Annotated in this window: 17 protein-coding genes; 2 read left to right on the top strand and 15 right to left on the bottom strand. The window is 69.2% G+C overall.

The window, feature by feature from the left end; genetic code table 11:
• Positions 1 to 9: 9 nt before the first annotated feature.
• The 13 genes from SJY14_RS11460 to SJY14_RS11400 form a co-directional block, all read right to left on the bottom strand.
• The gene (locus SJY14_RS11460) at positions 10 to 288 is read right to left on the bottom strand and encodes an acyltransferase (protein WP_396598963.1); all 279 of its coding nucleotides are present in this window, start codon (positions 286 to 288) and stop codon (positions 10 to 12) included.
• Positions 289 to 503: 215 nt separating this feature from the next.
• Positions 504 to 1,643, bottom strand: a complete 1,140-nt coding sequence (gene wecB / locus SJY14_RS11455) for a non-hydrolyzing UDP-N-acetylglucosamine 2-epimerase (protein ID WP_396600275.1) — start codon at positions 1,641 to 1,643, stop codon at positions 504 to 506.
• Positions 1,640 to 2,734, bottom strand: coding sequence for an NAD-dependent epimerase/dehydratase family protein (locus SJY14_RS11450; RefSeq protein WP_396598962.1), 1,095 nt, complete (start codon positions 2,732 to 2,734; stop codon positions 1,640 to 1,642). The genes wecB and SJY14_RS11450 overlap by 4 nt, the downstream gene beginning before the upstream one ends.
• Complete coding sequence (locus tag SJY14_RS11445) at positions 2,731 to 3,792, bottom strand: SDR family NAD(P)-dependent oxidoreductase (RefSeq protein ID WP_396598961.1); 1,062 nt, start codon at positions 3,790 to 3,792, stop codon at positions 2,731 to 2,733. Before SJY14_RS11445 ends, SJY14_RS11450 begins: the two co-directional genes overlap by 4 nt.
• Positions 3,789 to 4,772, bottom strand: coding sequence for a DegT/DnrJ/EryC1/StrS family aminotransferase (locus tag SJY14_RS11440; protein WP_071254119.1), 984 nt, complete (start codon positions 4,770 to 4,772; stop codon positions 3,789 to 3,791). Before SJY14_RS11440 ends, SJY14_RS11445 begins: the two co-directional genes overlap by 4 nt.
• Positions 4,762 to 5,568 carry a GNAT family N-acetyltransferase gene (locus tag SJY14_RS11435; RefSeq protein WP_396598960.1) on the bottom strand — a complete coding sequence of 269 codons (807 nt, stop codon included), beginning with the start codon at positions 5,566 to 5,568 and terminating at the stop codon, positions 4,762 to 4,764. Before SJY14_RS11435 ends, SJY14_RS11440 begins: the two co-directional genes overlap by 11 nt.
• Positions 5,565 to 7,418, bottom strand: coding sequence for a sugar transferase (locus SJY14_RS11430; RefSeq protein WP_396598959.1), 1,854 nt, complete (start codon positions 7,416 to 7,418; stop codon positions 5,565 to 5,567). The genes SJY14_RS11435 and SJY14_RS11430 overlap by 4 nt, the downstream gene beginning before the upstream one ends.
• Positions 7,415 to 8,452: a GNAT family N-acetyltransferase gene (locus SJY14_RS11425; protein WP_396598958.1), complete on the bottom strand. Its 1,038-nt coding sequence runs from the start codon at positions 8,450 to 8,452 to the stop codon at positions 7,415 to 7,417. Before SJY14_RS11425 ends, SJY14_RS11430 begins: the two co-directional genes overlap by 4 nt.
• Positions 8,445 to 9,590: a DegT/DnrJ/EryC1/StrS family aminotransferase gene (locus SJY14_RS11420; RefSeq protein WP_396598957.1), complete on the bottom strand. Its 1,146-nt coding sequence runs from the start codon at positions 9,588 to 9,590 to the stop codon at positions 8,445 to 8,447. The genes SJY14_RS11425 and SJY14_RS11420 overlap by 8 nt, the downstream gene beginning before the upstream one ends.
• Positions 9,587 to 11,389, bottom strand: coding sequence for a polysaccharide biosynthesis protein (locus SJY14_RS11415; protein WP_396598956.1), 1,803 nt, complete (start codon positions 11,387 to 11,389; stop codon positions 9,587 to 9,589). The genes SJY14_RS11420 and SJY14_RS11415 overlap by 4 nt, the downstream gene beginning before the upstream one ends.
• Entirely contained in the window at positions 11,386 to 12,366 is a 981-nt protein-coding gene (locus tag SJY14_RS11410) for a hypothetical protein (RefSeq protein WP_396598955.1), read from the bottom strand. Before SJY14_RS11410 ends, SJY14_RS11415 begins: the two co-directional genes overlap by 4 nt.
• Positions 12,366 to 13,004 carry a hypothetical protein gene (locus tag SJY14_RS11405; protein WP_071254111.1) on the bottom strand — a complete coding sequence of 213 codons (639 nt, stop codon included), beginning with the start codon at positions 13,002 to 13,004 and terminating at the stop codon, positions 12,366 to 12,368. Before SJY14_RS11405 ends, SJY14_RS11410 begins: the two co-directional genes overlap by 1 nt.
• A gap of 7 nt (positions 13,005 to 13,011) precedes the next feature.
• Entirely contained in the window at positions 13,012 to 14,451 is a 1,440-nt protein-coding gene (locus tag SJY14_RS11400; RefSeq protein WP_071254108.1) for a polysaccharide biosynthesis tyrosine autokinase, read from the bottom strand.
• 319 nt (positions 14,452 to 14,770) lie between these two features.
• Between SJY14_RS11400 and fdhA the strand changes: the two genes are divergently transcribed.
• Positions 14,771 to 15,991, top strand: a complete 1,221-nt coding sequence (gene fdhA, locus SJY14_RS11395; protein ID WP_056257180.1) for a formaldehyde dehydrogenase, glutathione-independent — start codon at positions 14,771 to 14,773, stop codon at positions 15,989 to 15,991.
• Between the two features lie 145 nt (positions 15,992 to 16,136).
• Positions 16,137 to 17,678: an MFS transporter gene (locus SJY14_RS11390; RefSeq protein ID WP_396598954.1), complete on the top strand. Its 1,542-nt coding sequence runs from the start codon at positions 16,137 to 16,139 to the stop codon at positions 17,676 to 17,678.
• 110 nt (positions 17,679 to 17,788) lie between these two features.
• On the opposite strand, the gene SJY14_RS11385 is transcribed toward SJY14_RS11390, so the two are convergent.
• Together SJY14_RS11385 and SJY14_RS11380 are read right to left on the bottom strand one after the other, a co-directional pair.
• Positions 17,789 to 17,929, bottom strand: a complete 141-nt coding sequence (locus SJY14_RS11385) for a hypothetical protein (protein ID WP_396598953.1) — start codon at positions 17,927 to 17,929, stop codon at positions 17,789 to 17,791.
• A gap of 469 nt (positions 17,930 to 18,398) precedes the next feature.
• Positions 18,399 to 19,211: an inositol monophosphatase family protein gene (locus SJY14_RS11380; RefSeq protein ID WP_396600274.1), complete on the bottom strand. Its 813-nt coding sequence runs from the start codon at positions 19,209 to 19,211 to the stop codon at positions 18,399 to 18,401.
• Positions 19,212 to 19,246 lie beyond the last annotated feature (35 nt).

Genomic DNA, 19,246 nt, shown 5'->3' with positions numbered 1-19,246 from the left:
TTGGACGCCTCATTCATCTGTCGAAGGCCTTCTCATCGATCGGACCCGAGCAGGAGACCCGTAGGCGATCGCATTCTCGGGTATGTCCGAAGTGACCAGAGAGCCTGCGCCGACAATCGCTCCCTTGCCGATCGTGACTGGCCCACGGATGATGGCTCGAAAACCGATCAAATTGTCACCCATGAGGGTCACCCGGCTCGGCCCGTTCGGTGCAAAGTCGACGAGGGTGAGCATGGAGTCGTCGAATGGGTGGTCGTTACCGATGAAGGCCACTTCTGAGGAGATCATCACGTCATTCCCGATGACCGTGTTGCAATGATTCACGAAGTCGCTTCCGATGTGAACGCGCGATCCCGCGGCGAAGGATGTACCCGGTGCTACATGTGGCCTCGGTCCCACGACAAACCCCCGACCCCAACTCGCATGTCCGCGGTAAGAGACGTGAAGAAAAAGGCGCCGCTGTGCGCGGACTATCTGTCTGAGAAATTCTACGGCTGCTCTAATCATCGGACGTGAAGACCAGATCGCTGCGCATGGGTTGGTGTCTGAGACAAGATGATTGCCAGGACTCGGTGAGCGACATCGTCGATGCGGTAATCCTCAGGAGCTTTCCGCATTGCATGCCCCGCTGCTTCCGAAAGTACGTAAGACACCGCGCGCCCGATCGAATCCGCCCCCGTACCGGCGAGAACGATTCCACCGGTGTCCTCGGCCTCGGGGCGCTCGATGGCATCGCGAAGGGTGACGGCCGGGAAGCCCAGCAGCGATGACTCTTCGGCGATCGTGCCGCTGTCCGACAGGACGAGACGAGCTGATTTCTGCAGGGCCAGGTAGTCGTGGAACCCGAATGGCTTGTGGAACCGCAGTCGATCGAACGAGCGGTCGAGCGCCTCCAGCCGGATGCGCGTCCGCGGATGCGTGGACACCAGCACCGGCAGGTCGTACTGGTGTCCGACGTCGTTCAAGCCGCGCAGGATCGACTCGAGACGGCCGGCGTGGTCGACGTTCTCCTCGCGGTGCAGGCTGACCAAGAAGTAGCCGCCCGACTCCAGGTCCTCGTCCGCGAGGACGGTGCTCGCGGCGACACCGTCCGCGTTCTGGGCCAGCACCTCCTTCATCGGAGAACCGGTGAGGCGGATGCGCGACGGGTGCAGTCCCTCGGCCAGCAAGTTGCGGCGGGCGTGCTCGGTGTAGACGAGGTTGTAGTCGGCCACGTGGTCGACCAACCGCCGGTTGGTCTCTTCGGGCACGTTCTCGTCGAATGAACGGTTGCCGGCCTCCATGTGGAAGACCGGGATCTTCAAGCGCTTGGCGATGACCGCAGAGATGCTGCTGTTCGTGTCACCGAGCACCAGGAAGGCATCGGGTCGCTCGTCGACGAGCACCTTCTCGATCGACACGAGGATGCTGCCCAGCACGGCTCCGAGCGAGGACGTGTCGGCTTCGAGGAAGTGATCGGGACGACGCAGCCCGAGGTCTTCGAAGAACACCTCGTTGAGCTCGTAGTCGTAGTTCTGGCCGGTGTGCACCAGCACGTGGTCGACGTGTTCGTCCAAGCGTTTGATCACGGCCGAGAGGCGGATGATCTCGGGGCGCGTCCCGACGACGGTCACGACCTTGAGACGAGGGGCGGGGGTGGTCATACGGTCTCCGGGATGGTGTCGGGGGCTGCGGGGTCGAAGATCTCGTTCGACCAGAACATCGTGTAGAGCACGTCGTCGCCGGTGTTGGTGATCGAGTGTGCCCAGAAGGTCGGCATGTCGACGGAACACGGTCGATCACCGTCGACCGAGACCGTCACGACGTCGTCAGAGAACAGGCGGCGGAGGCGGATGTCGGCCGAGCCGGCCAGCACCGTGAAGCGCTCCATCTTGCGCCGATGGTAGTGCTGACCTCGCGTGACGCCCGGCACCGTCGTCGAGAACGACGTCTGGCCCGATCCACCGTGCGACCTGATCACCTCGGTGAAGCTGCCTCGATCGTCGGCGTTCTGTTGCAGGTCGAGGCGTGTCGAGACCTCGAAGGCGAACGACCGGAAGGTGTTGAACAGGTCCCGCTCGAAGTCGCTCCTCAAGGCGGGTACGTCGCCCCGCTCGTAGACCTCGGCGAAGGTCGAGAGGGTCGAGAGCAGCGACGAGACGGACGACACCGTGACGTGCGGCTCGAGGACGCTGCTCGGGCTGCCCTCCACCAGAGCCTCTACCGCGTGCTGAACGTGCAGCAGGCTCAGCGTGTTGTCGATCTCGACCGACGGCGTTTCACCCCGACTCAGCAAGTGGCAGAACGTCGCCGTGACCGAGTTGTAGAAGGGGCGCCCGTGCTCACCGAAGAGGTTGGGCAGACGCAGGTCGACGAAGCGCGCTCCGACGGCCTCGGAAGCAACCCGTACGACCTCGGACGCCTCGTGCTTCGCCTGCCCGTACACCGAGCCGTTGCCGACCTGGGTCGAGCTCGCGAACACGACGAGGCGGGGTGGGGCCGCGGCGGCTCGGAGGGCCACTGCGGCCTGCTCGGCGAAGAGCAGGTTCCCGTCCCGGACTTCGTCGTCGCTGCCACGGTTCACGCCGGCGATCAGCAGCAGCCGGTCCGACCCCGACACAGCCACGTCGGCCGCGCTGGTGTCGAAGGCCGAACCGACCGCGAACGCGTGCACGTCGTGTTCGCCGATCGAGTGGAGGTAAGCCCGGGTATGCCAGCCGACGAACCCGCCCGCCCCGGTCATCGCGATCTTCATGCGGACCGTTCCGGCGCTTCGATGCCGGCCAGCGCGAGCTCGGAACGCACCTCGGGCAGCGACAGGAGCATCTGCTCGACCTCGTCCACGGTCATCCGGTCGACGGTGTGGGAGTCGTAGTCGGTGAACTCGACCTGCTGCGGATCGCCCTCCTCGAAGAAGGCGCTGTAGTTGAGGTCACGTTTGTCGGCGGAGATGCGGAAGTAATCGCCCATGTCCTCGGCCCGAGAGAGCTCCTCGCGGTTCGCCAGTGCCTCGGACACCTTCTCGGCGTGGCGGGTGCCGATCACGGTCACCCGTCGCTCACTGCGGAACACGTTGATCACCGCCTGGGCGAGGTCGCCCATCGTGCAGGCCGCGGCCTTCCGGATGAACAGGTCGCCCTGCCGGGCGTTGCGGAAGGCATGCTCGACGAGGTCGACCGACGACGGCAGCGACATCATGAACCGGGTCATGGCGGGATCGGTCACGGTGAGATCCTTGCCGGCCTTGAGCTGCGAGATGAAGAGCGGGATGACTGATCCCCTCGAATACATGACGTTGCCGTAGCGCACGCAGGACACGGTGGTGACGGCGTTCGGATTGTTCAGCCCGTGGGACTGCGCCACCTTCTCCATCATCGCCTTGCTCATGCCCATGGCGTTGACCGGGTAGACGGCTTTGTCGGTGCTGAGACAGACGAGGGATGACACACCCGCCTCCTCGCTCGCGCGAACCACGTTCTCGCTGCCGAGGACGTTCGTCTTGACGGCCTCGATCGGGAAGAACTCGCACGAGGGTACCTGCTTGAGGGCCGCCGCGTGGAAGACGTAGTCGACGTCTCGCGCAGCGCGTTCGACGCTGAGGTAGTCGCGCACGTCGCCGACGTAGAACCGCGCGCGTCCGTCTCCCAGGTCGTGCCTCATCTGGTCCTGCTTGGCCTCGTCACGGCTGAGGATGCGGACCTGCGCGACACCCGAGGACAGCAGCTTATGTGCGACCGTCCGTCCGAACGAACCGGTGCCTCCCGTGATCAGGACGGTGCGACCCTCGTAGTCGTTCGTGTCGGTGATGCTCATGCGTGCCTCTCTGCGGTGGCGTCGGACGAAGGGGAGGAGGCGGTCGTGGCGGCGTCCAGCGCCTCCCGGAACAGGGCGACGATCCCGTCGACACGGTCGGGGTCGACGTCCTGGTGGACAGGGAAATTGATGATCTGACGCGAGATCGACCGGACCTCGTCGAAGCCCGCCGGGAGTTGGGGGATCAGCGTGTGGTACAGGCTGACCATGCCGACGCCGTGCTCGTTCATGTAGCGGTAGACGTGGTCCCGATCGGCACCGGTGATGCGCACCGGCAGGGTCTGCGGGACGTCGTCACCCATGTCCGGCCACATCAACGCGAAGCGGTCGTCGTCCCGGGCGAGCTCGGCCAGAGCGGTACCGGTGCGCTCGAAGACGAGGCGGCGATGTGCCGAGATGGCCTCGGTGTCATAGCTGAGCATGCGGCCCGGAAGGGCGTGCTCGGTGGAGGCCTGGCCGCTCACGAGCCCGGGCGAGCGGTAGGTCACCATGCCGCCGTCCGCCAGCGGTAACATCTTGTGCAGCGAGTAGAGCTGCGCCTCGCCATAGGTGCCGGAGGCCCCGCGGCCGAGGGCGGAGAACCAGCCGTGCGCCAGATCCTCGACGAGGAACACGTCGTGCTCTGAGGCGAGGCGGCGGACCTCCTGCCAGGCGGGGTCGGTGCGGCCGAAGTAGTGGATGACCACGAGCACGCCCACATCGCCCGCGGCCAAGGTCTGCCCGAGCGAGGCGAGGTCGACCGTGAGATCGCTGTTCAGGTCGTAGAAGCGGCGCCCGACACCGGACTCCTCGACGGGGTCGAAGACGCCGCTGCCTTCGTTCGGCGACCAGCCGATGAAGGCCGGGAGGGCCACGGCACGGCCCGGTTGCAGGACGTTCCTCAGCAGGTCGAGCATGCCCTCGCGGGCCGACGAGTAGAAGAACGCCGGCCGCTCGTAGGTGCTGCGTTCGAGGGCCTTCTTGGTGATGTCACGCTGCACGGCCGTGCCTCCTGGTTCGTGTGGCGTCCTGCCGGGTGTCGAGGGTGCGTCGTTCGCTTGTGACGACGACGCTGTGGGGAGATGCCGGGCGACTGTCGTCGGCGACGATGACGAACGCCTCCGTCGTGGTGGGGAACGACGCCCGGAGAGCGGCGAGGACGTCGTCGTCGTCGAAATCCGCGAGAGTCAGGCACTTGAGCACGGTCTCGCCGATCCGCCCGAAGCCCGACGGAGCCCGCATCCCACCCGCGACCGGCAGGTCGCCCGTCCGGAACTGCGAGAAGCCGTAGGCCTCCTGGGTCGCGTGCTGGGTGGCGAATGCCTCGACGGGTGCCGGGACGCTCGCTGCGGCGGGCAGAGGACGGGTGACCCAGGTGCTCAACGGCCCGCGGCCGAAACCCAGCCGGTCGTATAGAGCATTCGCGGGCCCGTTCGAGGTGAAGACGTCGAGGGCCAGGCTCATGGGAGAACGCTCGGCCCGGAAGGCGTCGAGCAAGGCCGTCGCGACGCCGCGCCCGCGGGCCTCTTCGACGACGCAGAGGTAGCTGAGGAACGCGTCGCCCTTGGGGGAGGTGCGGAGGTCTGCGTAGCCGACCACCGCCTCCTCGGAGACGGCGACGAGCAACTCGCGCCCGGGGTGGAGGTGCGGATGCGTGACGACCAACGCCAGGAATCGAGCCGCCCCCGCCTGCGCGACCGTGAGGTAGGGGTGCAGCGACTCATCGAACGACCGTGCGGTCAGGTCGGCGAGCAGGGGAACGTCGGCGAGCACGGCAGGTCGGACCTCGACACTCACGAGCGAGCCTCACGATCGCGGCGTTCGTCGTCCAAGTTCTGCATGATCGATTCAGCGTCGACGACCACGCCGGAACGCCGCGTCACCCGGGCCAGCGTGGCGACGAGGAGGCGCAGGTCGCGTCGCAGGGACAGCCCACGGACGTAGTCCACGTCGAGGGCGAGGCGGTCGTCCCACGGGGTCGTGTTGCGGCCGCTGACCTGCGCCAGGCCGGTGACTCCGGGACGGACGTCGAGTCGATGTCTCTCTGCGGCGGTGAACCAGCGCGTGTAACGCATCAGCAGCGGGCGAGGCCCGACGAACGACATGTCACCGCGCAATACGTTGACGAGGCTGGGCAGCTCGTCGAGGCTCGTCGAGCGCAGGAAGCTGCCGAACCGGGTGAGGCGCTCGCCGTCGGGCAACAGGTCGCCGTCCGGGCCCCGTGCGTCGTTCATCGTCCGGAACTTGACCATCTCGAAGGGTTCACCGTGGCGCCCGGGGCGCTCCTGCCGGAACAGCACGGGTGTACCCAGCGCCCGGGAGGCTGCGACGGCCAGACCGGCGATGGGAAGCGCGAGTACGGCCAGGGCCGCGGCGCTGCCGGCTGCGTCGGCCCCACGCTTCACGGCGAGGCGCCAGGGGCGCAAGGGACGGGCACGCTCGAAGGTGCGCTCGAACGCCGCAGCGCCCGAGCGGAGCGACAACGTCTCGTCGTAGAAGAGGCGGCCCCGGGTGCCGAACTCCGCCCTCGCCTCCGGGGACATCGTGCGAAGCCGACGCACGCGGTCGGCCAAGGCTCCTGCGTCGCCGGGCGGGAACGTCAGGCCCGCGCCCGCCTTCTCGACGAGCTCGGAGGCGTCACCCGCGACGCCCATCAGCACCGGACGCCCCGTCAAGAGATAGGCCTGGGTCTTGGACGGGATGGTCACCTGGAAGAGCGGCTCGTCGACGAGGTGCACGAGGAGGGCGTCGGAGGCGTCGAGGATCGGTCCGATCTCGGTGACCGGTCGACGGGGGAGGAAGATGACGCCCTCGAGGCCGCGATCGACGGCGGACTGCTTCAGCCGCGCCTCCTCCAGGCCCGTGCCGACGATGACGAAGGCGACGCCGGGGTCGTCGCGGAGGATCTCGGCGGCGTCGAGCACGACGTCCAGCCCCTGCGCGCTGCCGAGGTTGCCGGCGAACGTCACCGTGAAGGCATGGGGCAGTTCCGCCGGTCGGGTCGCGACAGCCACGCCGGTCGAGTCCCGGCGGGTTCCGAGGTCGCTCTCGTACGCCCAGTTGTAGATCACGTCGGTCTTGCCCTGGGGGGTGCCACGCCTGCCGAGCAGGGTGCGCATGCCGGGGGAGAGGACGACGACGCGTGTCGCCGCGGCGTACAGGCGGCGCATGCCCCAGGCGACTGCTCGGAGCACGCGATGGTCGGACACCATGCCGGTCGCCTCGAGGGAGTCGGGCCAGAGGTCCTGCACGTCGTAGACGAAGGGGACGTCCTTCACGAGGGCGAGCACGAGAGCAGGCAGTGCCGCGGTGGCCGGTGGGTGGTAGACGTAGGCCACGTCGGGCCGGGGCAGGAACAACGCACCCACGGCGGCGCTGAGCGCGAACGACGCGTAGTTCAGCACGCGGTTGCGGGCCGACGAGTCGTGGCTCGGGAAGAGCGGCACCCGCAGGATGCGCACGCCACGCACGACCTCACGCTGGTAGACGCGCATCGTCCAGCCGGGGTAGAGCGTGCCGGTCGGGTAGTTCGGGAATCCCGTCAGCACCTGGACGTCATGACCACGCCGAACGAGTTCCTCCGCGAAGAGCTGGCCCTTGAAGGTCGGCTCGGGGTCGTACCACTGGGAGATGATGAGGATCTTCACGGCCGTGGCCTCCGGTAGGCGGGGAAATACGGCTCGTCGGAGTCGACGTCGCCGGAAAGCGCGGCGTACGTCCCGGCGTCGACGATGCTCTCGCCAGTGGAGAACGGGCGAGCACCCGCGGGAGCGAACGACAGCTTGTAGCGTTCGATGCCGTCACCGGGGGAGGCGCCGCCCCCGAGCACGAAGGCGGTTCTGTCGGTCTCAGCGCCCCACGTCATGACACCGTGCTTCAACAGGTCGTTCGGACGGAGGGCGAATGCGGAGTCGTCCGTGCCCCCGAGGTACGAGTACAACGTGCGTCGGCCCGCCAGCACGAGTTCGGTCGAGACCATGACGCCGTCGACGTCGGCATGGAAGAACGCGAACGAACCGCGCATCTCGTCGCGGATGCGTTCGAAGAAGCGTCGTCCGAAGAGGTAGCGCTCGTGCGCACCGCGACGCTCCATCGTGCCCTCGTAGATGGCGAGGAACTCCTCGAGGCGTCCTCCCTCGGTGTCGACGCTGATCGTGACTCCCGATCGACGGGCCTTGTTGACGCTCTTCCGCACCTTGTGCTCGACGTCCATCCAGAGGGCCTCGGGCTCGAGGTCGAGCGAGCGGACGATCACGGTCGACCGATGGTGCAACTGCCCGGGGTAGGCGACGTCGTGCGGGTCCGGGGACGTGCTGAACCGGAGGAACTCGGACACGACGCCCTGACCGGTGCACCAGGCTGCGAATCCGGCCCAGAGTTCGTGCCAGCGGTCCAGCGTGACGTCACCACTCGAGAACGGGCCGCCGTAGCCATAGGCCGACGTCACGTCGTGATGCCTGGTGCCGTCTATGGTACGGAGGACGAAGGGCAGCAGGATCGAACCGCCGTCCCAGGTGAGCACGGCGCAGTATGCCGCATCGCCCTCGCCGGTGAAGAGATCGACGTGCGTGGGGTGGGCGAACGGGTCCGCGTCGTCACTCGCGGTCCAGACTCTCATCCAAGCCGCGAGTTGGTCGGGTTCACGCCGGTCGAGGACTTCGAAGGACGCGAACTCAGGCACGCCCGCTGGCCTCTCCTGTGACGATCGAGAGCGCAGCGATGACTCGATCCATCTCGGCCTCGGTGAGCGCCGAACCACTCGGAAGGGTGAGCCCCCTCCGGAACAAGTTCTCGGACGCGCCCGTGGTCCGCTGTCGGGCGCCCTCGAAGACGGGTTGGAGGTGCATGGGCTTCCACAGTGGCCGTGATTCGATCTGATCTTCGGCGAGGACCCGCGATATCTCGGTCGTGCTGTAACCGGTCGTGGTCTCGTCGACGAGGATCGATGTCAACCAGCAGTTGTCACCCTCGTCACCGGTGGCGCCGAACAGCTCGATGCCGTCGACGTCGGCGAAGAACGCGCGGTAGCGGTCGCGAACGGCACGTCGGCGAGCGATCATGTCGTCCAGCCGGGAGAGCTGGGCTCGGCCCAGTGCCGCGAGCAGGTTGCTGAGACGGTAGTTGTACCCGATCTCGGTGTGCTCGTAGTGGGTGACAGGCTGCCGAGCCTGGGTCGACAGGTAGCGCACTCGTGTCGCGAGGTCCCCGTCGTCGGTGAGCAACATGCCCCCGCCGGAGGTCGTCATGATCTTGTTGCCGTTGAACGACACCACCGACGCGTCACCGAACGACCCCGCGGCACGGCCGGCGTGGGTCGCGCCGAGCGACTCTGCCGCGTCGGACAGGACGCGTGATCCGTGCTCGTTCGCGAGCTCGAGGATGCTCGTGTAGTCCACGGCCTTGCCCAGCAGGTCGACGGGCACGACGACGGGGACACGAGCGCCCTCGGCCCGCAGTTCGGCGAGGACCTCACCGAGGAGGCCGGGGTCCATGTTGCCGGTCTCCGGGTCGCAGTCGACGAAGTAGGGCGTCGCGCCCGTGTAGGCGATGGCGTTCGCCGTCGCCGCGAAGGTCATCGTGGACGTCGGCACCACGTCGCCCGGCCCGACACCCCAGGCGACGAGGGCGACGTGCAGAGCAGCCGTGCCCGAGCTGAGTGCGACACCGTGGTCGACGCCCACGCGCCCCGCGACGTCACGCTCGAAGCCGTCGACGTCAGGCCCTAGCGGCGCGATCCAGCCGCCACGGATGGCGGTGAGGACAAACTGCTCCTCCAGCTCGCCCACGTCGGGCGAGCTCATGTAGATCCGTTCGGTCACTCGGGGACTTCCTGTTTCGGGTCGAGGGTGAGCTCCGCGGTCCACGGGCCCACGTCGGCGTGCACGCCGTCGAGCTGCGACGGGTGCAGGGCGGGCACGGTGGTGTGCGAGATCTTCGGGTGCACGGGGCGGTTGTCGCTCTCGCCGAGGCCGACGAGCTCTTCGTGCATCTTCTCGCCGTCGCGCAGGCCGGTGTAGACGATGCCGATGTCACGGCCCGACATGGCGATCATGCGCTCGGCGATGTCGAGGATGCGCACGGGCTCGCCCATGTCGAGGATGAGCACCTCGCTGGGCGCACCGATGCCGCCGGCCTGCACGACGAGGTGGCACGCCTCGGGGATGGTCATGAAGAACCGCGTCACGTCGGGGTGCGTGATGGTCAGCGGGCCACCGGCCTCGATCAGCGACGTGAACACCGGCAGCATCGAGCCCCGGCTGCCCAACACGTTGCCGAACCGCACCGAGAGATAGCGCGCACCGGTCTCGTCGGCGGCCCACGCCGTCAACCGCTCGGCGAGCCGCTTCGAGTGCCCGAGCACGCTCGTCGGGTTCGCGGCCTTGTCGGTCGAGATGTTGACGAACGTCGTCACCCCGACCGCCTTGCTCGCGTCGAGCACGTTCTGCGTGCCGAGCACGTTGGTCTTCCAGGCCTCGTCGGGGTACTGCTCGAGCATCGGCAGGTGCTTCAGCGCCGCCGCATGGAAGACCACCTCGGGTCGACGGTCCGCGAAGATCGCTCGCAGCGCCTCCGGGTCCCTGATGTCGGCCAGCACGACCTCTTTGGTGTCGAGCAGGCCGTTGCCCGAGATCGACAGCTGCGACTGCTGCAGGCCCGTCTCGTCACGGTCGAGCATGATCAGCTCGGCCGGCGAGAACTTGGCGATCTGGCGGCACAGCTCGCTGCCGATCGAGCCGCCCGCACCCGTCACGAGCACGCGCTTGCCGGCCAGGTAGCCCGCGATCGACTCCACCTGCGTGTCGACCGGGTGGCGACCGATGATGTCCTCGATCGCGATGTCGCGCACGTCACCGAGACGCGACTTGCCCTCGAGGATCTCGTCGAGCAACGGCAGCACCATGACGCGCAGGCCGGCCTCGGCCGCCCGGTCGGTGACGTCCTGCAACAGCGGGGCATCGGCCTTGGCGATGCCGACGATGATCGCCTTCGCCCCACTCCGCTCCGCCGCGGCGACGAGGTCGTGACGCGTGCCCAGGACGCGGACCCCCTCGATGCGCAACCCCGCCCGCGAAGGGTCGTCTTCGATCAGGCCCACGGGGAGGTACGGCGAGTCGGGGTCCGTCAGCATGCGGCGGATGAGGTGGTTCGCGAGACGACCCGCGCCGAAGATGAGCGTCGGCTGGGCTCCCTCGCCCGGCCGACGGCGACCTTCGACGTAGAGCCTCGCAACGTACCGCAGGGCTCCCATGAAGACGAAGGCGACCGGCAGGGCGATCAACATCGTGCTGCGTGCCAGCATGATCTCCGTGCCGACCACAAGCACCGGGATGCCCACGGCGATCCCGGTCACGACCACGACCCGCATGATGGTGCGCACCTCGGCGAAGCTGCCCGGCACGAACCGGCGTCGGTAGAGACCGGTCGCGTAACCCAGGGCTGCGCCGAGCACGACGGTCACGGCGGCCACGCCGAAGACCGCGCTCCACGCGACCGCCTCGTACGAAAAGTCGTAGCGCAGCGACACGGCGAAGACGATTGCGACGACCCAGACCAGGGCGTCGAGCACGACCTGCAGGCCGGTGCGCCGGGCCGGTGAGGCCATGAATCGGTCGATCACCAGGTCACCCCGCCGTCGGACGACACGAGCACGTCGTCTCCGGCCCACAACCAGACCGAGCCGCCGCCACCGGAGAGGGCGACCGAACCCGGCGTCTCGGACGACACGGGAGCGCAGCCCACGCGGGTCGCGACGGTGCCCGGCGTGGCGGACGGCGCTTCGAGGGCCGTCCCTTCGCAGGAGGCCGCTCCGAGCGCGGCGACGAGGTACTCGCCGGCGTCGGCCGTGATCGCGACGGCTCCGTCGACGGCGGTGCCCGCGTCCCAGGTGCCGGCACCGTCGAGCGTGCGGAAGAACCGGCGGTCGCTGCACAGCACGCCGGCTTCGGTGTCGCTGACGACCGCGAGGTCGACGACCGCCGCGCACGGAGCCGGACGGTCACCCGCGGGGGAGTGCACGGTGCCCGGGGCGGACCGCGCGACGAACCACGAGGCGGCCAGTCGCTCGGGGTAGTCCCGGAACTCGGCCCCGCCCGAGAAGGTCTGCGCGAACGCCGTGGCGCAGGTCGTGCCGGCCGGGCCGACGACGAAGGCCGAGGCCGCGTCCGTGGCCTGCACCCGGTCGACGGCAGCCGGGTCACCGCTCGTGGACACCGACAGCGGCGACCAGGTCGCCCCGGCCGACGTCGTCAGTTCGAGCGTGGGGGACGGCCCCGCCGTCCCGGGCGTGCACGTGCCGGACTCGGCCCGCCACGCGGTGACGTCGTCGACCGCCGACAGCAGTCGCGTCGGGGTGACGGCCTCGGCCTCGGTCACGGGCGTCGGCGTCTCGGTGGGCTCCGGCACGGCCGTGGTCTCGACGGGCAGGGGCGTCGACGTGACGGCGGGCTCGGCGTCGGCAGCCAGACCAGACGGTTCGCGGGTCAGCGCGAGCGCGACGAGTCCGAGGTCGACGAGGACGAAGGCGCCGATGCCGATCAGGGCGAGTCGGCGGCGGGTCCGGGCTCGCGAGCCCCGCTTGCGACGTGCGTCCGGCATCAGCGGTCACCCCCGGCGAGGGTGGTGGCGCGGGTCAGCAGGTCGACGAGCACGTCGGCAGCGGGCACCAGCTGGCGACCCGACTCGGCGAACGTCTCGTCCGACCGGCGGTACGGGTCGACCACGTCGTCGTCCAGCGGATCGTTCGGAGCCTCGACCGAGCCCCGGCGCGAGGCGAGGAGGGCGACGGTGGCCCGCAGTCGGTCGGCAACGGACGAGGCGCCCGTCGGCAGGGCGTCGGCCAGTTGCACGTCGGTCACGTCGCGGGCGAGACGGGCGGCCTCGCGCAGGGTGAACGTGTAGCGGCTGGCCCGGGGGTGCATCGAGACCACGGCGCGACGGTGCTCGCGGGCCAGGGCGATGACGAGGTCGGCGCCCCGCACGTCGCGTTCGAAGAGGAAGCGCGCCCGGTGCTCGTCGGGCTCGAGGTCGAAGGACCGGGCCAGGGCCCGGGCCTGCTCGGGCATCACGTCGTCGTCGACGGCCATGGTGCCCGCGCTCGACACCGTGACGTCGTCGAGGGGCGAGAGACCGCGGCGCAGGTAGAGCTCGGCCAGGGGCGACCGGCAGATGTTGCCGGTGCAGACGGTGAGCAGCGAGAAGGTGGACGACGTGGGCTGGGGGATCACGAACGACATCTCGCGCCTACTTCGCCGAGCGTGAACTCGTCTTCGGGGCGGCCGGCAGGTCGCCGACGCCTGCCTCGGGGGTGTCCTGCTCCATGCCGTAGTACGCGCCGTAGTTGCCGTAGCCGTAGGCGTCGGGCCCCTTCGTGGGCAGCATGGTCAGCACGATGCCGTGCACCTTGCTGCCGATGTGCTCGAGGTTGCGCAGGGCCGACTGCAGCTCGTTGCGCGTCGTGCGGCCCGCCGCCGAGACGACGATGGCCCCCCCGGTCAGCTTGCTGAGGATGGCCGCGTCGGTCACCGGCAGCAGGGGAGGCGCGTCGATGAGCACGTAGTCGAACGACGTCGTCAGCGACTCGATCAGCGCCGACATGGCCTTCGAGCCGAGCAGCTCGCTCGGGTTCGGGGGAACGCGACCGGCCGGCAGCACGTACATCGTGCCGCGGCCCCAGGGCTGCAGGACGTCCTGCAGGTCCGCGCGACCGATCAACACGTCGGTCAGCCCGACGACGCCCTCGAGGCCCAACGTGTCGGCCAGGCGGGGCAGGCGCAGGTCGCCGTCGACCACGGCCACCGTGGCCCCGGTCTCGGCGAGGGCCACCGCGAGGTTGGCCGTCGTGGTCGTCTTGCCCTCGCCGGGCAGCGACGAGGTGACGACGAAGCAGCGGCTCTGCGACTCGACGTTGACGAACTGCAGGTTGGTCCGAAGGGTGCGGAACGACTCGGACCGCGGGTTGCGCGGGTCGACGTGCACGATCAACGGGTGCTTCTTCGCCCCGGGGTCGAAGCTGATGCCGCCCACGATGGGGGCGTCGGTCACGAGTTCGACGTCGTGCGAGCCGTGGATGCGGGTGTCGAGGGTGCTGCGCAGCACCGCAGCGCCCACACCGAGGGCCAACCCGATCAGCAGGCCGAGGCCGAGGTTCAGGGCGGTGCGGGGGGTCGCGGGTGCCGAGGCGACCGACCCGGGGACGATCGTGGCGATCTTGACCAGGCTCGCGCCTCCACCGGTCGGTGTCTCGAGCTCGTTGACGACGACGTCGGTCAAGGAGGTGCCCACCGCGTTGGCGATGTCGGCGGCGCGCTGGGCGTCGGTGTCGGTCACCGTGATGTTGATCAACACGGTGTTCAGGGGTGAGTCCGCCGTGATCTTCGAGGCGAGGCCGGCGGCCGTGGTGTCGAGGCCGAGCTGGTCGATCACCGGGTCGAGCACGGCGTCGCTGGTGACGACGTCGACGTACGACCGAACCTTCTGCTGGGCTGCGCTGCTGCCCTGCACGGCGTCGACCGTGGTCGACGAGTCCTGCGCCTGCACGGACACGAAGAGCCGGGTCGACGACACGTAGGTCGGCGTCGCCAGGATCGAGCTGAGCGCTCCGGCGGCGAGGCCGACGAGCGTCAGGGCGGCGATGAAGATCCAGCCCTTGCGGAGAATGCGGATGTAGTCACGGAGTTCCACGTGGCTGAGGTCCTGTCCTGATCGGGTACGAGCACCGTGGAAGGCACCCGGGCAGTCGTCGCGTGGACCATGCCTCCCGGCACCCTGATGGCTCCCCGCGGCTCTGCGCCGTGACCAATACTCACACATAGGGCGCCCGGATGGGGTACATATGTTGTCCGATCCGGTGAAGTGACCCCCGAAGGGGGGCCCGTACGACACCTGTCGCGAATCGTCCGCCTGAACGCTCGCTGTGATTCGGTCGCACCGCCGGACCCGGGCAATAGCCTGCGAGGGATCGGGCACGTCCCGTGCTCGCACGTGATCAAGGAGGATCACCATGGCAACGAATCACGCGGTCGCCTACAAGGGCCCCGGCCAGGTCGAGGTCATCGACGTCGACTACCCGACCTTCGAGTTGAAGGACGGCCCCGGCGTCAACCCGGCCAATGTCGGGCGCAAGGTCAACCACGGCGCGATCCTGCGCACGGTCGCCACCAACATCTGCGGCTCCGACCAGCACATGGTCCGCGGCCGCACCACCGCCCCGACGAACCTCGTGCTCGGCCACGAGATCACCGGCGAGGTCGTCGAGGTCGGCCCCGACGTCGAGTTCATCAAGGTCGGCGACATCGTCTCGGTGCCGTTCAACATCGCCTGCGGCCGCTGCCGCAACTGCAAGGAGCGCAAGACCGGCATCTGCCTCAACGTCAACCCCGACCGCCCCGGCAGCGCCTACGGCTACGTCGACATGGGCGGCTGGGTCGGCGGCCAGGCCGAATACGTGCTCGTGCCCTACGCCGACTGGAACCTCCTGAAGTTCCCCGACGCCGACCAGGCCATGGAGAAGATCCTCGACCTGGCGATGCTCTCCGACATCTTCCCGACCGGCTTCCACGGCGCTGTCACCGCGGGCGTCGAGGTCGGCTCGACCGTCTACGTCGCCGGAGCCGGACCCGTCGGCCTCGCCGCCGCCACCGGAGCCCTGCTGCTCGGCGCCAGCGTCGTCATCGTCGGCGACATGAACGCCGACCGCCTCGCCCAGGCCCGCAGCTTCGGCTGCGAGACCGTCGACCTGACCAAGGGCGACCCGGCCGACCAGATCGACCAGATCCTGGGGGAGCCCCTCGTCGACTGCGGCATCGACGCGGTCGGCTTCGAAGCCAAGGGGCACGGCGGCGGATCGAGCGACGAGGCGCCCGCCACCGTGCTCAACTCGCTGATGGACATCACCGCGGCAGGCGGCGCGCTCGGCATCCCGGGGCTCTACGTGACCGGCGACCCGGGTGGAGTCGATGAGGCCGCCCAGAAGGGCTCGCTGTCGCTCAGCCTCGGCACCGGTTGGGCCAAGTCGCTGTCGTTCACCACGGGCCAGTGCCCGGTGATGAAGTACAACCGACAGCTGATGATGGCCATCCTCCACGACCGCACGAGCATCGCGAAGAACGTCCACGCCCAGGCCATCAGCCTCGCGGACGCCCCGCGCGGCTACGCCGAGTTCGACAAGGGAGCCGCCACGAAGTACGTCCTCAACCCGAACGACCTGATCAAGGCGGCCTAGCGGTCGGCGCCACCCGCGCCTCCTCGGCTCTCAGTCCCTTCGACCGACAGAGCCCAGGAGGCGCGGGTCGGCCCACCGGGCCACCCGCGTTCCGCAGCCACTCGCGTCGTTGCATGCTGTGCAAGGTGTATGACGGAACGATCCCATGACGAAGACATCCGACACCCCTGCCTCGGGAGGCGCCGACGCCGCCCGCCCTGCCTCCGGCCACGGCCGCGCCGCCCGCTCCGACGAAGAACGCCAGAAGTGGCGCGCGTTCGCGGTGTGCGTCGGCGTCGCCGCCCTGACGATCCTCGACCTGTCGAAGGTCAACGTCGGCCTGCCCAGCATCGAGGCCTCGCTCGGTGCCGGACCCACCGCCCTGCAGCTGATCGTCGCCGGTTACGCCCTGGCCTTCGGCCTCTCGCTCGTGCCGTCCGGCCGTCTCGGCGACCTCAAGTCACGCCGCATGATGTTCGTCATCGGACTGACCTCGTTCACCGTCGCCAGCCTGCTCTGCGCCCTCGCCCCGACCATCGAGCTGCTCGTCGCCGCGCGCATCCTGCAGGGCGTCGCCGCCGGCATCCAGATGCCGCAGGTGCTCGGGCTCATCCAGCAGCTGTTCCAGGGCAAGGAACGCGGCCGCGCGTTCGGCTTCTTCGGCGCCATCATCGGCGTCAGCACGGCGTTCGGCCCGACCCTCGGTGGCCTGCTCATCGCGATCGGCGGCCCGGAGGACGGCTGGCGCCTGCTGTTCTGGATGAACATCCCGCTCGGCCTGATCGCCATCTTCTTCGCCCTCAAGCTGCTGCCGAAGACCCGCACGGCCTCGAACGGCCACAACGAGCTCGACCTGTTCGGCATCGTGCTGCTCGGCCTGACGATCTTCACCCTCATGCTGCCGTTCGTGCTGACCACCGGCCAGGGCGACGACCCGCTGCGCTGGCTCTTCTTGATCGGCTTCGTCGGCTTCGGCGCCGCCTTCGTCTGGTGGGAGCAGCGCTACAAGGCCCGCGGCAAGTCACCGGTCGTGCACTTCAGCCTGTTCTCCCTCGCTTCGTACCGCAACGGCACCCTGATCGCGACGGTCTACTTCTGTGCGCTGCCCGCGACCTTCCTGCTGACGACGTTGTACCTGCAGCAGGGGCTCGGCCTCGAGCCCGTCTACGCCGGCATGGTCACCATCCCGTTCGCGCTGACCAGCGCCGTCGCCGCGTTCTACGGCGGACGCCTCGTCGACCGCTTCGGCCGCAGCCTGGTCGTGCTCGGACTGATCCTGGTCGCGGTGGGCTTCGTCGCCCTGCTGCTCGCGGCCGTGCTCACCCCGCGCGACATCACGCCGTACGCCATGGGCATCGGCATGCTCATCGCCGGCACGGGCGGTGGTTTCGTCATCTCGCCGAACCAGACGCTCACGCTGGCCGAGGTGCCCGTCGAGATGGGCGGCGTCGCCGGCTCGATGGGGCAGGTCGGTCAGCGCGCCGGCACGGCCATCGGCACGGCGGCCGCGGTCTCGACGTTCTACTCGGTCATCGCCGGAGCCGGGGGAGCGGAGGGCGCCGACCTCGACATCTACCACGAGGCCTACCGCAACGGGTTCTTCGTCACGATCGCGCTGGTGTCCGTGGCGCTCGTGCTCGGGCTGATGGACCTGCGGGCCCGAAAGAAGGGGCGCGTGCGCGACGGGGCTGAGGCTGCTGCTGCGTAGTCGGTGACCGTCGTCGGCCGGTGACCAGCGCCTCCTCGGTGACCCGCGCCTCCGGGGTGGGCCGCGCCTCCTCGATGAGATGCGCCCCGGGGGTGGCGTGGCCCCGCAGGTCAGAGGCGGGCGAAGGCCTCGACGACGTAGCTCGTGACGTCGATCTGGCGGGTGTTCGGCAGGGCGATCGATGCGGGGTCGACCGAGCCAGCGGCGGTGCTGGTGGTCGCGGAGACGGAGATGGCGGGCGTGACGAACATGGAGGGCCTTTCGGTCGGCTGGTGAGGCGGTTGACGGGGCCCGGCCGCCCGTCACAGGGAGACGGGCGGCGGAGCCCCTGACGTCCCTGACCGAGATGCTCGGTGCCCCTGCTGGAGCCGGTGACGTCGTGCGACCAGTCAAGCGGCCGGGACGTTGCGTGAACATAAGCGCAGGGCTGAGTCGACCTCCGTCGCAGGGATGAACCGCGGCCCGGGGTTGGGGCCGGGGAATCGGGTCGCACGCACGCGCGCCCGTTCGCTCGCCTTGCCGCTGCGTCGTCGGGGCGATGTCCGGTCATCCGCTGATCCGGTACGTATCGCATCAGCCCGAGGCGGAGAGGCCCCCCGACGGGTTCGATCCGGTACGTACCGGATCAGCCGGAGCGGGGGTGTTCCACCGCGGGCGTCGATCCGGTACGTACCGGATCACGGAAAGAGACCGATGCGTCCCCGAGCGAAACGGCGCGACTCAGGCAGGAGGCGCGGCCACGACCTCGAGGACGCTCTCGTGCAGCAGTCCGTTCGTCGCCATCGCGCTGCCGTGCCAGGGGCCCGGCTGTCCGTCGGCGCTGGAGAAGCGTCCGCCGGCCTCCTCGACGACGACGGCCACGGCCGCCATGTCGTAGGGCTGCAGGTCGAACTCGCCCGCGATGTCGAGCGCGCCCTCGGCGACGAGCATGTACGACCAGAAGTCGCCGTACGCCCGCGTCCGCCAGACCCGGCCCGTCAGCTCGAGCAGCTGGGGCAGGCGTCCGGCGTCGATCCAGTACTCGAGCCCGTTGAAGCTCAGCGACGCGTCGGCCAGGTCGCGCACCCCCGACACCCGCAGCGGCCCCTCGTGCTCGGTCGAGAACGCCCCGCCGCCCTGCGTCGCCCACCAGCGCCGCCCGAGGGCCGGAGCACTGACCACGCCCACCACGGGCACCCCGTCCACGACGAGCGAGACGAGCGCCGCCCAGACCGGCACCCCGCGCAGGAAGTTCGCCGTGCCGTCGATCGGGTCGACCACCCACTGGCGGTGCGAGGGGGCGTCGTGGCCGTACTCCTCGCCGTAGAAGGTGTCGTCGGGGCGGGCGGCGGCGACCCGCTCGCGGATCGCCCGCTCGACGGCCTGATCGGCGTCGGTCACGTGCGAACGGTCGGGCTTGAGCGACACGTGCAGGTCGGCCGACCGGTACCGTTCGGTGCTGATCGCGTCGGCCAGGTCGGCCAGCTCGAGCGCGAGCGCCAGGTCGTCCGCCCAGGGGCCGACGGCCCCGCCCGTGGCGCCCGCAGCGCCCACAGCGTCCCCAGCGCCCGCGGAGTCGTCGGCGAGGC

It is taken from the genome of Frigoribacterium sp. R86507, from assembly GCF_044597695.1.
GTDB lineage: Bacteria > Actinomycetota > Actinomycetes > Actinomycetales > Microbacteriaceae > Frigoribacterium.
This window is presented reverse-complemented; position numbering and strand designations above follow the sequence as displayed.

Excerpts from the sequence above, each read along its gene's own strand:
- fdhA (WP_056257180.1), top strand. The coding sequence starts at position 14,771 with ATGGCAACGAATCACGCGGTCGCCTACAAGGGCCCCGGCCAGGTCGAG.
- SJY14_RS11385 (WP_396598953.1), bottom strand. The coding sequence starts at position 17,929 with ATGTTCGTCACGCCCGCCATCTCCGTCTCCGCGACCACCAGCACCGCC.
- SJY14_RS11390 (WP_396598954.1), top strand. The coding sequence starts at position 16,137 with ATGACGAAGACATCCGACACCCCTGCCTCGGGAGGCGCCGACGCCGCC.
- SJY14_RS11405 (WP_071254111.1), bottom strand. The coding sequence starts at position 13,004 with ATGTCGTTCGTGATCCCCCAGCCCACGTCGTCCACCTTCTCGCTGCTC.
- SJY14_RS11445 (WP_396598961.1), bottom strand. The coding sequence starts at position 3,792 with ATGAGCATCACCGACACGAACGACTACGAGGGTCGCACCGTCCTGATC.
- SJY14_RS11460 (WP_396598963.1), bottom strand. The coding sequence starts at position 288 with ATGATCTCCTCAGAAGTGGCCTTCATCGGTAACGACCACCCATTCGAC.
- wecB (WP_396600275.1), bottom strand. The coding sequence starts at position 1,643 with ATGACCACCCCCGCCCCTCGTCTCAAGGTCGTGACCGTCGTCGGGACG.
- SJY14_RS11450 (WP_396598962.1), bottom strand. The coding sequence starts at position 2,734 with ATGAAGATCGCGATGACCGGGGCGGGCGGGTTCGTCGGCTGGCATACC.
- SJY14_RS11410 (WP_396598955.1), bottom strand. The coding sequence starts at position 12,366 with ATGCCGGACGCACGTCGCAAGCGGGGCTCGCGAGCCCGGACCCGCCGC.